Source organism: Aeromicrobium sp. IC_218, from assembly GCF_004336805.1.
Taxonomy (GTDB): Bacteria; Actinomycetota; Actinomycetes; order Propionibacteriales; family Nocardioidaceae; genus Aeromicrobium.
The window spans coordinates 164,686-178,732 of sequence record NZ_SJXM01000002.1 but is presented as its reverse complement, the minus strand read 5'-3'; the positions used below and the strand labels follow the sequence as shown (position 1 = coordinate 178,732).

Here is a 14,047-nt window from a genome sequence, read left to right as displayed (position 1 = left end):
GCGCGCACGAGGGGCCCGGAACCGACATGGTTCCGGGCCCCTCGTGCGTCCGGGCACGGACGGATCCGCGCGGACGGAGGCAGGGAGAAGCGGGGAAGTCAGGCGCCGAGCACGGCGGCGAACCCGGCCTGGGCCGCGGTCCACGAGTAGCGCTCGGCCTTGCGGGCGGCGCCGGCGCCGAGGTAGGCGCGCCACTCGGCGTCGCGCAGCACGGCCGCGGTCTCGGCCGCGAGCTCGTCGACGGTGTCGACCAGGACGCCGGAGTCCTTGTGGTCGATCGACTCGGTCGGTCCGCCGGCCTCGCGGTACGCCAGGGTCGGGGTGCCGTGCACGCCGGCCTCGCCGATGACGATGCCCCAGCCCTCCTTCAACGAGGGGAGCAGCATCGCCCAGGAGCGGGCGTAGACCTCGTGCTTGGTGCGCTCGTCGACGAACCCGAGCAGGTGCACGCGGTCGAGCAGGCCGCGGTCGCGCGCGTACGTCTGGAGCTCCTCGTGCCACCAGCCGTCGCCCACGACGTCCAGCTCGAGGTCGGGGAACGTGTCGGTGAGCCGGTCGACGACGTCGATGGCGTGCTCGACCTGCTTGTGCGGCACCAGACGTCCGACGACGCACAGGCGCGGCGTGGGGGAGCGGACGACGTCGACCGCGGGCGCCGGCTCGGTGCCGTTGTGCACGATCGCGATGCGCTCGCGGTCGACGCCGAGCTCGACCAGCTCGTCGCGCGACGCCTCTGAGACGGTGACGTACTGCGAGCGGCGGTAGAGGACGGGGGCGACCCGGGACTCGATGAACCAGCCGATGCGGCCGGTGAGGCCGGGGTAGACGACCGGCCACTGCTCGCGGTGGACGTGGTGCACCAGCACCGTGACCGGCTTGCGCGTGGCCAGGCGGGTGAAGAAGGGGAGTCCGTTCTGCACGTCGACGACGTGGTCGACGCGGCCGTACAGGCCGAGCAGCAGGCGCGCCAGGACGCGCACGTAGATGCTGAGCTTGGTGCCGCGGCGGACGAACCGGACGCCGTCGACCACCTCGTCGCGGGCCGCTCCGGGGTACTCGGCGCACGCGATGGTGACGGTGTGGCCGCGCTGGACGAGGCCGCGGGCCATCGCCTCGACGTAGCGCTCGGAGCCGCCGCCCTCGGGGTTGCGGGTGTCGCGCCAGTTGGCGAACAGCACGTGCACGAGAGCCTCCGAGGCGGGCGTCGTGGCACAGATCACGCCACGGATGACAGTTCCACTGTAACAGTCTGTGTGTGGTGGGTCTCATGTATCGTTCCCGCGTGCCCGACGACTTCTCCCCGGACCTCGCCCGGTCCGTGAGGCTCTTCCGGGCCTTCCGCGTCGAGCAGACCGACCCGGCGCACTTCTACGGGACGCTCGCCGAGGACTCCGTCCGCCAGCTGTCCTCCTACGGCTCGCTCGAGGGCGCCCGCGTCCTGGACGTCGGCGGCGGCCCGGGCTACTTCGCCCGCGCGTTCCGCGCCGCCGGTGCCACGTACACGCCGCTGGACGCCGACCTGGGAGAGCTGTCCGCGGCGACGGAGCCCGAGCCGGGCACCGTGCTGGGATCGGGGATGGAGCTGCCGTTCCGCGACGACAGCCTCGACGTCACCTACTCCTCGAACGTGCTCGAGCACGTGCCGCGGCCCTGGCAGATGGCCGACGAGATGGTGCGGGTGACCAAGCCCGGCGGCCTCGTCTTCATCTCCTACACGCTGTGGTTCGGGCCGTGGGGCGGGCACGAGACCGCCCCCTGGCACTTCCTCGGCGGCCGCTACGCCGCCCGCCGCTACGAGCGCAAGCACGGTCACCCGCCCAAGAACGTCTACGGCGAGTCGCTGTTCGCCGTCACCGCGGCCGGTGGGCTGCGGTGGGCCGAGCAGCAGACCGCGGCGGACGTCCTGGGCGTCGTGCCGCGCTACCTGCCCCGCTGGTCGTGGTGGGTCCTGCGCGTGCCGGTGCTGCGCGAGCTCGTCACCTGGAACCTGGCCGTCGTCCTGAGGAAGCGATGAGGGTCACCGCGTGGCGTCTGCGGCTGGCGGCGGTGAGCATGGTGCTCGCCGCCGTCGCGTTCGTGCAGGCCCCTCGGCTGCTCGTGGCCGACACCAAGGCCGACCTGGTCATCGACCCGGGCGGGTTCCTCGCGCGGGCGCTCAGCCTGTGGGACCCGGACGGCTCGCTCGGCCAGGTGCAGAACCAGGCCTACGGCTACCTGTTCCCGATGGGGCCGTTCTTCTGGCTCGCCGACCTGGTGCACGTCCCCGGCTGGGTGACGCAACGGGCGTGGTGGTCGCTGCTGCTCGTCGTAGCGTTCCTCGGCGTCGTGAAGCTGGCCGGGGCGCTGGGCATCGGGACGCCGTGGGCGCGGGTGGTCGGCGGCCTGGCGTTCGCGCTGTCGCCGCGCATCCTGACGCTGCTGGGCACCAGCTCGATCGAGGTGTGGCCCTCCGCCCTCGCGCCGTGGGTGCTGGTGCCACTCGTGCTGGGGCTGCGCTCGAGGCGACCCGCGCTGCACGCGGCGCTGTCGGCCCTGGCCGTGACGGCCGTCGGCGGGGTGAACGCCGTCGCGACCTTCGCCGTGATCCCGCTCGGGGCGCTGTGGCTGCTCATGGCCCCGCCCTCGCCGCAGCGCCGGGCGATGATGCGCTGGTGGCCGGCGCTCGTCCTGCTCGGGACGCTGTGGTGGATCGGTCCGCTGCTCCTCCTCGGCCGCTACAGCCCGCCGTTCCTGGACTTCATCGAGAGCGCCTCCACGACGACGGGCGTCGCGACCGCCTACGACGCGCTCCGCGGCACCACCAACTGGATCCCGTACCTGGACGGCAACCTGACCGCCGGCCACCTGCTGGTGAGCGAGCCCTACGTCATCGTCAGCTCGGTCGCCGTGGTGGCGATCGGCTTCTACGGCCTGGCCCGCCGCGACAACCCGGCCGGACGCTTCCTGCTCGCTGGCGCGGTGCTGGGTCTCGTGCTCGTCACCCTCGGCCACGCCGGCACCAACCTGGCCTCGGGCACCTGGCGCGAGCTCTTGGACGGCGCGCTGGCCCCGCTGCGCAACACCCACAAGTTCGACGTGCTCGTCCGGCTCCCGCTGGTGCTCGGCCTCGTGCACGCCGCCACCGCGCTGGCCCGCGGCGTGACCGGCTCGACCCGCACGCAGCGCACCGGCCGGGCGGCGGTCGCGCTGCTGACCGCCGCCGCGGTGGTCGGGGCCACCGTGCCCGCCTGGACCGCCGAGCTGCCCCGACGCGGCACGTTCCAGGACGTCCCGCAGTACTGGGTGCAGGCCGCCGACTGGCTGGACGAGAACGCGGAGGGGCAGAACACGCTCGTGGTGCCCGGCTCCGCGTTCGGCGACTACCTGTGGGGGAGTCCCCGCGACGAGGTGCTGCAGGCCCTGGCCGGCACGCCCTGGACGGTGCGCAACGCCGTGCCGCTCACCCCGGCCGGCACGATCCGGACGCTCGACGGCTTCGAGCGCGCCTTCGCCTCCGGGCGGGGCAGCGACTCTCTGCGCGACGCCCTGGTGCGCTCCGGCGTCCGCTACCTCCTGGTGCGCGAGGACCTCTCCGGTGCCGGCACGACCGACACCGAGCTGGTGCACTCCACGCTGGCCACCACCCCGGGCGTGACCCCGGCGAAGGGCTTCGGGCCGCGGGTGGGCAACCCGCCGGCGCAGCGCACCGACGACGGCGAGCTGGTGTTCGTCAACAGCGGCCGGCAGAGCCGGCACCGGGCGATCGAGGTCTTCGAGGTCGAGCAGGCCGACGCCGAGCCGGTGCGATCGCAGGACGCCGGCTCCACGTCGGTGCTGGCCGGTGCGGCCGCCGCGGTCGTGGAGCCCTCGGCCGCGATCCGGGGCGCCGACGACGTGCTGCTCGCGCAGGACGTGCCGAAGTCCGTCACGCCCGAGCACGTCGTCCTCACCGACACCCTGCGCCGACGCGAGGCGGCGTTCGGGCGGGTGGTGAACAACCGCTCGGCCCCGCTCTCGCTGCAGGAGCGCTACCGGGTCGAGCGCCGCGTGCACGACTACGTCGTCGACGACGAGGCCCGCTGGTCGGCCGTGCCCGAGCTGCGCGGAGCGGAGTCGCTGACGGCGTCCTCCTCGGCGTCCGACGTCACCCAGACCAGCATCCGCACCGACCGGTCGCCCTGGTCGGCGATGGACGACGACGACCGCACCCGCTGGACGGCGGGGGAGGCGGACCTGCGGCCCTGGATCGAGCTGCGGTTCGCCGAGCCGGTCGACGTCACCGGCACGGCCGTGCAGCTCACCGAGGCCTTCTCGTCCCGTGACGTCACCGTCACCACCGACGAGGGCTCGGCCGTCACGGCGGTGCCCGCCGGGGGCTCGGTGACCCTCGACGTCCCCGAGGGCGCCACCCGCCGCCTGCGCCTCACCGCGGACAGCAACGCCTTCGACCCGTTCTCGATCGACACCCTCGAGGTGCCCCACGTCGACGTCTCGCGCCCGCTGCGCCTGCCGGCGCTGCCCGAGGAGTGGCCCGAGCCGGACGAGGTGCTGCTCACCACGGCGGCGCCGCCGAACGGCTCCTGCCGCTCGGTGCCCGACGTCCGCGAGGCCGACGACGAGGACGACGAGGACGTGCGCGGCAGCCTGGTCGTGCGCTGCGACACCGGCCCGGAGCGGCTGGGCGAGGACGGCCGCACCCTCGACCGGGCCATCACGCTCCACCGCGAGGCCGGCTACCTGCCCGCCCTGACCGTCCTGCCCGAGTCCGGCCGCGCCCTCAACGACGCCTTCGCCGGGGCGCTGGCGGTCCAGGTGAGCTCGACCGGCTCGGGCGCTCCCCGCGCCGGCGCCCTGGCCACGACCGACGGCGACATCGCGACGGGCTGGATCGCCCGCCTGTCCGACCGCTCGCCCCAGCTCACGCTGAGCCTGGACCGGACGCGCCGGGTCGACGCCCTGCGGCTCTACACCGACGACTCGCTGGCCGCGTCCGCCGTGCGGGAGGCCGACCTGACGTTCGCCGACGGCACGACCCGCACCGTGCGGTTCGACAGCAGCGGCCTGGCCCGCTTCGACGCCGTCCGCACCGACTCGATCACCGTCGACGTCACCCGCATCCGCGTCCGCTCCTCGCTGGGGTTCGACGGGCAGGGCAACGGCCTGCCGCTCGGCGTCAGCGAGATCGCCGTGTCCGACGTCGACGCGGCGGCGGACGCCGGCGAGCCGGTCCGGCTGCCGTGCGGCAGCGGCCCGCAGGTGTCGGTCGACGGGCGCACCTACGACACCCGGGTCACCGCGAGCCGCCAGGCGGTGCTGTCCCGGCAGCCGGTCGGCGCGACGTTGTGCGGCACCGACTCGTTCCTGCTCGGCGCGGGCGAGCACCAGGTGACGGTCCGTGCGTCCGACCTGTTCCGCCCCGCGTCGATGCGCCTGCTGCGCAACCTGCCGCAGGAGGCCGGAGCCACGACGCTCGACGCCGAGCGCACGGAGCGCTCGGTGCAGGCCGAGCCCGCCCCGTCGGCCGACGACCAGGTCGTGTCGCTGGCCCAGACCTGGAACCAGGGCTGGACGGCCGACGACGCGACCCCGGTCGCCGTGTCGGGCTGGAAGCAGGGCTGGATCGTGCCGGCCGGCACCGCGCTCGACGCCCGGTTCGGCGGCCAGCTGCCGTACTCGCTGGCGCTGGGCGTCGGGCTCGTCGCGCTGCTGGCGCTCCTCGGCCTCACGGTGTGGCTGCGCCGGCGCCCGGCCGGGCCCGACGTCGTCGGCGACGTGCGCGAGCGGTCGGTCCGCGTGCCGCTCGGTGTGCTGGGCACCGCGGCCGCGTGCCTGCTCGTGGGCGGCTGGGTCGGCCTCCTCGCCGGCCTGCTGGGTGGCGTGGCCGGCTGGTTCGTCGCCCGCCGGTTCGACCCCGCCCCGCTCGCCGCGCTGCTGGTGCTCGTGGCCGGCCTGGCCTACGTCGTCCGTCCGTGGACGAGCCCGCAGGGGTGGGCCGGGGAGTGGAGCTGGCCTCAGTGGCTGGTGCTGGCGGCCTTCGGCGTGGTGGCCGCGTCCTTGCTGCGGCGCCACGGGGCGCGGACGTCCTTGAGCCGCATGGCCGGACGCTCGACCACCCGGTAGGCGACCTCGGACAGCACGACCGTGATCGCCACGGTCGTGCCGAGCAGCGCCCACCCGTTGCCGGTGAACACCGGCGCGTCGAGCAGGTGGGCCGCGAGGTGCAGCACGAGCAGGTGGATGCAGAAGATGCTGTACGAGATGAGCCCGAGGTGGCGCAGCCACGGGTGGGCCAGCACGTCCGAGTACGTGGTGCCGCGGTCGGGCCCGAGGGCCGAGGGCAGGACGACCAGGCCGGCGATCGCGGCGTAGAGCAGGTTCTTGGTCACCGACTCGGTGCCGGTGGCCGGCAGCAGGGACGTCGGGCCGGCGACCGGGGTGCAGGCCACGGCGAACAACGCGGCGGCCATCGTCCAGCAGGTGCCGGGCAGCTCGGCGAGCGTGCGCAGCCCGCCGAAGGCGTCGGGACGCCGCTGGTGCTCGAGCTGGACGACGGCCAGGGCCATGCCGACCGCGAACCACGACAGGTAGGCCGGCAGCCACTGGTTGGCGCCTGCCCAGCGTCCGGCCAGCTCGGTCGTCCACACGACGTTGGCGACGACGAGCAGCGCGAGCGCGCCGAGCGCCCAGCGCGGGCTCCAGCCGCGGCGCCGGGCGACGAACGCCGCGACGACCATGCCCACGGGCAGGACGGCGTAGAACGCGACCTCGGTGGACAGGCTCCACAGGTGGGTGAGGCCGGCCGGCAGGCCGCCGTCGTGGTAGAGCTCGGTCAGCGTCAGGTTGCGCACCCAGGGGCCGACGCCGAGACCCCGGTTCTCCTCGAGCACCACCAGGGCGAGCACGGTGACGAGCACGGCGAGCGGGACGATGCGCAGGGCGCGCTTCCAGGCGTACCGGCCGACGCGGGGCAGGGGGAGGCCGTCCTGCATCGCGCTCAGGAACGGCCGTCCGAGCAGGAACCCGGACAGCACGAAGAAGAACGCGACGCCGATGTCGAGCCGGGCGGTGGCCGCGCCGAGGTAGCCCTTGGGGTACCAGCCGGCCCAGAACGAGACGTGGGTGACGACGACGGCCAGCGCGGCGAGCGCGCGCAACGAGTCCAGCCCGGGGAAGTACCGGCGGGGCAGGTCGATCGGCGCGGCGGTCACTCGTCCTCCTGCGGGACGTCGAGCGGGGTCAGGAAGCCGACGTTCATGTTGTCGACGCAGAGCGTGGTGCCCTCGGCCGGGGTGAGGGTGACCGAGCCGTAGGCGCCCTGGGTGCGAACGTACGCCGTGTGCAGGCCGCGCTCCACCGGCACCTCGACCTCGGTGCGTCCGGCCGACACCGTCATGGAGCCGTCCTGCCCGGCCAGGTAGCTGATGGTGAGCCAGAAGTCGAAGTCGAGGACCGGCACGATCTCGATCACGGTCTCCTCGGACACGGAGTAGCCGCACTGGCCGTCCGGTCCGGGTTCGGTGCGGGGCACGTCGGCCACGGTGGCGGGGCGCAGGTTGCCCTCGCCGTCCAGCATCCGCAGGTCGGTGCCGTGGTCGACGACCTCCACGCGGTCGCCGAGCGGCGACAGCAGGCGCGAGACCAGGTTCGCCGGGAAGCCGGCCGCCCAGAGCACCGAGTCGGGCACGGTCGTGTCGGGGATCTCGACCGGCTCCTCGGTGAGCGCTTCGGTGGCGTTCGCGACCCACTGCTCCTGCGGCATCTGCACCGGATCGTGCCACGGACGGGCGTACGACCAGGACGACCACAGCGAGCCGGCCAGGACGACGGCCAGCCCGGCCGCGACCCAGCGGCGTCCGACGTGCAGGTCCAGCACGACCGGTGTGCGCGGCTCGCTCGACCCGACGGCTCCGCGCACGGGCAGGGTCGCGAGTCCCAGGCACAGGGCGACGACACCGGACAGATCGGCGAAGTAGCGCAGCTCGAGCGAGGCGGACGCGACGCCGAAGTCGCCCGCTCGTCCGGCGCCGACCAGCACGGCGGACGCGAGCGCGTAGACGGCGAGCAGCAGCAGGGCGAACCAGGCGCGGCGGCGGCGCAGCACCGCGACCAGCGCGAGCATGCCCAGCACCAGCCAGGACAGCGCGACGAGCGACGTGGGGGTGTCGACGAACAGGCGGGGCCCGACGCCACCGACCTGGTTGAGCGACGACCACACCCAGGGCCCGCCGAGCATCGACGGGGCCAGCGAGGTGGTCAGCGACAGGTCGACGGTCTCGGCGAGCACGCCGAGGTCGGGCCGACCGGTGCCGGGCACGGTGGTGAGGTAGACCGCCAGGTAGCTCACCGCGACGACGCCGTACGCCGTCCAGGCCTGCCAGTAGTCGACGAGCGCCCGCCAGGGACGGCGCAGCACGCCGCCCTCGGCGAAGTAGAGGACGGCCACGAGCACCAGGAGCACCGGGACCAGCAGGCCCTTGGTGTAGCTGCCCAGGGCCAGGGCGAAGAAGACCGTCGCCATCACCAGGGCCCAGCGCCGCCGCTCGCGCAGGTAGATGACGTGCGCGGCCAGGCAGGCGTAGAGCGCGGCCTGGTGGGGGAGCTGGTTCACGACCGCCGCCCACCAGACGACGGTCGGGAACGACATCGGCAGGAACAGGAAGGCGCCCAGGGGCACGAGGGTGCCGGGACGGTCGCCGAAGAACGTCCGCAGCATCCACCAGCAGGCCAGGCTCGCGAGCAGCTGGAGCACGAGGATCTCGGCCGCGGCCGCCGTCCAGGAGAAGGCGCCGACGGCCCCGACCAGCTTGGTCAGCCACAGTCCGAGCGGCATGAGGTGGATGTTGTGCGGCTCGAACAGCCACGCGGTGGTGGCCTCGCCGGTCGCCTCCTTGCCCAGGAAGATGAAGTCGTCGGCGTAGAACCAGCTGCCGGCGACCGCCCACCCGCGCAGCAACAGCTGCACGGCGATCATCGTCCAGGCGGCGAGCACGACCCGCTCGCCGGTCGACAGCGCGGCCCACGTGCGGCGCAGGCGCCCGGGCACGCGCCTCATCGGGCGCTCCCCACGGGCTCGACGTCGCCGACGCGGATGCTGTCGACGCACACGGCGCCGCCGGTCTCGGACTGGATCGTGACCTCCGAGAAGGTGCCCTCCGTGGCCAGGAACATCGAGTGCAGCCCTTCCTCGACCGGCACGCGGACGCTCGTGTCGCCGGCGGTCACGATCACCGAGCCGTCCGCCGCCGCCAGGTAGTCCACCTGCATCCAGAACGGCAGGTCGAGCACCGGCGCGACGTCGATCGTCGCCTCGGGATTCACCAGGTAGCCGCACCCGTCGACCGGGCCGGGCTCGGCCCGGCTGTCGCCCGGCACCCGGGCGAGCTGGATGCGTCCGTCGTCGTCGATGATGCCCAGGTCGGTGCCGGCCGAGACCGCCTTGAGCCGCGGCGCCAGCGACGCCAGCTTGTGCGAGGGCCGGTTGAACGGCGCGATGAGCGGGTTGGCGATGACGTACGGCAGCGAGGCGTCCACGACGGACACGGACCGCTCGTCGCGCCGGTCGAGGTCGTCGAGCAGGTTGTTCACGAAGGCGCGCTCGGGGAAGGCCGTGCTGTCCCAGCGCTCGTGCCAGGGAAGCACGTAGGCGACGGACGACCCGACCGAGCCGATGAGGACCGCGAGGGTGACCCCGACGAGCACCGGCCGGGGGAGACGCAGCCGCAGGTACGGCTCGCGGCGCGGCGTCGGGCGGCGCAGCGCGCCGCGGATGGGCGTGATCGCCGCGCCGATCACGAACGCGAGCATGGCGGCGACGTCGGCGTAGTACCTGATCTCGCGGGCGCTGATCGCGCTGCCCCAGACCCCCGCGCGGCCGGCGTACACGAACAGCGCCGACAGCAGCACGTACGGCACGGCCACCCACAGGACGTGGATGGCGTCGCGGAAGCGGCCCCACAGGTAGACGAGCGCGGCGCCGACCAGGAGGACCGCGACGACGGTGAGCGGCAGCGGGGCGTCCGTGAAGGACTGCGGCGCCCCGCCCACCAGCAGGTCGGTGGCACCGCGGTAGGCCTGCGGCACGCAGCTGTCCGGCACCTCGGGGTGGGCGTCGGCCGTCCAGAGCTGCCAGCTCCAGGGGCCGCCGACGACGGCGGTGCCGACGGTGTCGACGAACGAGGTAAAGATCGTCCTGGGCAGCTCGCACGCCTGGCGCGGGGACGCCACGTCGCGGGAGGCCCACCACACGACGGCGTACCCGCCGGCGAGCACCGTGTAGACGGCCCACGCCAGCCAGCTCTGCAGCATCGTCCGGAGCCAGTCGCGCCACGGTCCGCGCGCGAACCACACGGCGGAGATCGTGAACAGCACGACCACGACGAGCGGCCCCTTCACGTAGCTGCCCATGGCCAGCAGCACGAAGACGGCCGCCACGATGATCCATCGCCGCCGCCGAGTACGCATGTAGGTGACGTGGGCGGCGATCGCGCCGAACAGGCCCACGTGCTGGGGCAGCTGGTTGATCGCGACCGACCACCAGACGCTGGACGCGATGGTCAGCGGGGTCACCAGGTAGAAGGCCAGAGGCACCAGGATGCGGAGCCGGTCGCCGAAGACGACCCGCAGCATCCACCAGCAGGCCAGGGCGGCCAGCGCCTGCATGACGACGAGCTGGGTCGCGATCACCGGCCAGTCCAGGCCGGCCCAGCCGACGCTCTTCACCAGCAGGAAGGACACCGGCATGAACAGGTTGAAGTGACTGTGGAACACCCAGGCGAAGTCGTCCATCCCGAGCGTGACCTGCCCGATGAAGATGTAGTCGTCCCACATGAACCACGAGCCGGAGGACGCCCACGTCCGGAAGCCGAGGTGGACGACGATCATCGCCAGGGCCAGGACGGTCACGACGCGCCGGCGCGACCACCGGCGCAGCGCGGCGCCGCCCAGACGGCCGGCGAGCCGTCGGACCGGAGCATCGGTCGAGGTGCTCACGACGCGTCCTCCTCGGGGCTCAGGCTGCCGACCCGGACGGCGCTGACGCACAGCACCTGGCGGTCGGCCGGGTAGATGGTCACCTCGTCGTAGGCGCCGGTGGTGCGCACGAGGAGCCGGTGCTCACCGGCCTCGAGCCGCACGCCGGTGCGTTGGCCGCCGGCCACGACGGCGACGTCGCCGGGGACGAGCGTGGAGTAGTCGACCTGCATCCAGAAGACCGAGTCGATGATCGGCACGATCGGGATCGTCACCGGCTCGCCGCCCGACGCCTCGTAGGCGCACCGCTCCGGCTCGCGGGCGCTGCGCGGCTCACCGTCGACGAACGCCGGCACCGGGTTCCCGTCCACGTCGAGCAGGCTCAGGTCGACCCCCGCCGCGCGGACGTCCTGAGCGTCCTCGCCCAGCGGCGCGAAGTAGTTCCGGATGAGGAACACGTCGCCGCCGGTCACCGGGGGCAGGATCCGCGTGGGCACCGCGTCGTCGGCGACGGCAGCGTCCGACTGGAGCGCGGCCCGTCCGTTCTCGAGGAAACGGCGCTCCTGGAAGTCCTCGTGCCACGGCTCGGCGTACCGGATCGTGGACGTGACGGACGCGGCGAGCACGGCGAGCGCGCCGAGTGCGATGGCGGTCCGGGGGAGGGACACGGCGAGAAGCGGGTCTGCTCGCCGCTGCGAGGACTCGGGGGCGCCGGGGACCCGGAGCAGCATCCCGCCCACCGCCAGCGCGATCAGCGGGGCGGCGTCCGACAGGTACTGGAGATGGAGCCCGACCTCCTTCGCGCCGATGATCGCGATGACGTACGACCGCCCGGCCACGACGAGCGCGATGGAGCCGGCGACGTAGACGGCAGGGATCCACAGCGCACGAAGAGCGCGGACGCGGGTCAGCGCCACCCACGCGAGCAGGGCCCCCAGCAAGACCCAGGCGACGACGATGACCGTCTCACCGGGGTCCACGTACGAGATGGGGCCGGGCCCGAAGAGCTTCCACTGCAACGGACCGCCCACGAGGGTGGGGACGAGCGTGACGCCGATGAACGTGACGGCGAGCTCGACGTTGTTCCCGCCGGTGCCGTTGACGTTCCCAGCGACGCTCAGGTGCAGGTAGAGGACCGCGAAGGCGAGCCCGACCACGCCGTAGGCGAGCCAGGCCAACCACCACCGTCGAAGCGCGCTCCAGGCTCGCGCCACGGGCGTGGAGCCCGCCGTGAACCACACCATGGCGACGACGGGCAGCACCGGCAGGGCGAGGGCGGTCTTCGTGTAGGAGGCGAGTCCGATCAGCAGACCCAGCAGCGCGACGAGCAGCCACCGGCGCCGATTCGTCCGCAGGTACTGCACATGAGCGCCGAGGAGGATGCACAGGCCGATCTGCTGGGGCAGCTGGTTGATGGCCACCGCCCACCACATGACCGACGGAAGCGTGAGAGGGGCGAACAGGTAGCCGGCGAGAAGCACCACGACGGCCGGCCGGTTCCCGAAGATCGTGCGGAGCATCCACCACGCGGCGAGGCTGGCCAGCAGCTGCAGCACGGCGATCTGGACGGTGACGGCGGTCCAGGAGAAGGCCGGGGCGAACGACACGAGCTTCACCAGGACGAACGACAGCGGCATGAAGTGGCCCTGGTGGATCCGCAGGTACCAGTCGAGGTCGTCCTGCCCGCGCGCGATGCCCGACAGGAAGATGTAGTCGTCGACCAGGAAGTGGCTTCCCGCCACCGCCCAGGTGCGGAAGGCGACCTGGAGGGCGATCAGCACGAGCGCCACGGCGGTGATCGTGCCGGGTCGGCGAAGCCGTCGGCTCCACCCCGCAGGGCGCGCCGCGAAGGCTCGGCGGGCGCCCGATCGCTCGTCAGTCACAAGCGCCGATGCTCTCACAGCTGTGTCGTGGGCCACGCGGCAACGGCCGCATTCGTGCCGGTGGAAAAACCATCACGCGCAAAGTTGTGTCAGACGCCACATTGCGACCTTACTCACTGGTACGGTCTGTCCGATCAGTTCTCTGGAGGGAGCCCTCGTGGGTAAGAAGCTCGGCACCGTCGCCATCGTGCTTGGTGCGTTCTTGTTGGTGCTTGCCGCACTGTCGAAGTTCTACATGTACGACCGTCTCGCGGTCGTGCCGCTCAACCAGGAGACGACGAGCATCTCCGCCACGGAGGAGGGCGCCGACGGCACCATCCTCGACATCCCCGGTGGCCTGGTCGAGAAGCAGACCCCGCTCAAGTCGACCCGCACCGTCCAGGGCGACGTCGAGATGAGCAAGGAGGCCAGCGACGAGCTCGACCGCGACGTCGCGGTCTGGAAGACGTTCGTCTGCACCGACACCCCCGACTTCGACTGCGGCTCGGGTGACACCCCGCTCGCGAGCACCTACGACATCGTCGCCTTCGACCGCCACACCGGCGAGGCCGTGAGCTGGGACGGCACCCGCACCGAGAGCAACGGCACCACGGTGCGCGGCAGCTTCGAGGGCCAGTACTTCAAGTTCCCCTTCGACACCAAGAAGAAGGACTACGAGTTCTGGGACGGCACGATCAAGCAGGCCACCCCGGCGAAGTTCGTCAAGGAGACCGAGCTCGAGGGCATGAAGGTCTACCAGTTCGAGCAGGTCATCGAGCCGACCAAGACCGGCACGATCGCCGTCCCCGGCACCCTCGCCGGCGTCTCCAACCCGACGGTCACCGCCGACCGCATCTACTCCAACACCCGTCTGCTGAACGTCGAGCCGACCACGGGCGTCATCATCCGTGGTGGCGAGACCCAGGACGGCTGGCTGGAGTACCAGGGCGAGCGCATCGCGACCACGACCGAGGCCTCGCTGCAGTACACCGACCAGAACGTCAAGGACACGGTCGACGAGTACTCCAGCAAGGTCACCCTGCTGAACGCGATCCAGACCTGGATCCCGCTCGGCGGCCTGATCCTCGGCCTCGTGCTGATCGGCCTGGGCGTCGTGCTGGTCCTGCGCAAGCGTCCGGAGGGCGGCGAGCGCCGCGCCACCGACGAGCGCGTCCGCACCACCGCCTGACGCTCCCGCCGCTCGACGGCCCCCGCACCCCCGTGGTGCGGGGGCCGTC

The 14,047-nt window shown here is 72.8% G+C and carries 8 protein-coding genes; 3 read left to right on the top strand and 5 right to left on the bottom strand.

Annotation, left to right across the window (positions count from 1 at the left end; translation table 11 throughout):
* Positions 1–98: 98 nt before the first annotated feature.
* Positions 99–1,184, bottom strand: coding sequence for a glycosyltransferase family 4 protein (locus E0W78_RS02920; protein WP_242686202.1), 1,086 nt, complete (start codon positions 1,182–1,184; stop codon positions 99–101).
* 98 nt (positions 1,185–1,282) lie between these two features.
* Between E0W78_RS02920 and E0W78_RS02915 the strand changes: the two genes are divergently transcribed.
* Both E0W78_RS02915 and E0W78_RS02910 read left to right on the top strand, forming a co-directional pair.
* Entirely contained in the window at positions 1,283–2,014 is a 732-nt protein-coding gene (locus E0W78_RS02915; RefSeq protein ID WP_242686201.1) for a class I SAM-dependent methyltransferase, read from the top strand.
* On the top strand, positions 2,011–6,099 hold the full coding sequence (locus E0W78_RS02910; protein WP_131402341.1) for an alpha-(1->3)-arabinofuranosyltransferase family protein: 4,089 nt from the start codon (positions 2,011–2,013) through the stop codon (positions 6,097–6,099). Before E0W78_RS02915 ends, E0W78_RS02910 begins: the two co-directional genes overlap by 4 nt.
* On the opposite strand, the gene E0W78_RS16425 is transcribed toward E0W78_RS02910, so the two are convergent.
* From E0W78_RS16425 to E0W78_RS02895, 4 genes are read right to left on the bottom strand one after another with little or no spacing between them, the layout of a single operon-like run.
* Positions 5,991–7,187 carry an acyltransferase gene (locus E0W78_RS16425; protein WP_165570383.1) on the bottom strand — a complete coding sequence of 399 codons (1,197 nt, stop codon included), beginning with the start codon at positions 7,185–7,187 and terminating at the stop codon, positions 5,991–5,993. The genes E0W78_RS02910 and E0W78_RS16425 overlap by 109 nt on opposite strands.
* Positions 7,184–9,031, bottom strand: coding sequence for a hypothetical protein (locus E0W78_RS16420; protein ID WP_165570382.1), 1,848 nt, complete (start codon positions 9,029–9,031; stop codon positions 7,184–7,186). Before E0W78_RS16420 ends, E0W78_RS16425 begins: the two co-directional genes overlap by 4 nt.
* Complete coding sequence (locus E0W78_RS02900; RefSeq protein WP_131402340.1) at positions 9,028–10,968, bottom strand: hypothetical protein; 1,941 nt, start codon at positions 10,966–10,968, stop codon at positions 9,028–9,030. Before E0W78_RS02900 ends, E0W78_RS16420 begins: the two co-directional genes overlap by 4 nt.
* Entirely contained in the window at positions 10,965–12,737 is a 1,773-nt protein-coding gene (locus E0W78_RS02895) for a hypothetical protein (protein WP_131402339.1), read from the bottom strand. The genes E0W78_RS02900 and E0W78_RS02895 overlap by 4 nt, the downstream gene beginning before the upstream one ends.
* Positions 12,738–12,987: 250 nt before the next feature.
* Here E0W78_RS02895 and E0W78_RS02890 point away from each other — a divergent pair, with 250 nt between their 5' ends.
* Positions 12,988–13,998: a DUF3068 domain-containing protein gene (locus E0W78_RS02890; protein ID WP_165570381.1), complete on the top strand. Its 1,011-nt coding sequence runs from the start codon at positions 12,988–12,990 to the stop codon at positions 13,996–13,998.
* Positions 13,999–14,047 lie beyond the last annotated feature (49 nt).

Coding starts and splice junctions, on each gene's coding strand:
- E0W78_RS16420 (WP_165570382.1), bottom strand. CDS start 9,031: ATGAGGCGCGTGCCCGGGCGCCTGCGCCGCACGTGGGCCGCGCTGTCG.
- E0W78_RS02910 (WP_131402341.1), top strand. CDS start 2,011: ATGAGGGTCACCGCGTGGCGTCTGCGGCTGGCGGCGGTGAGCATGGTG.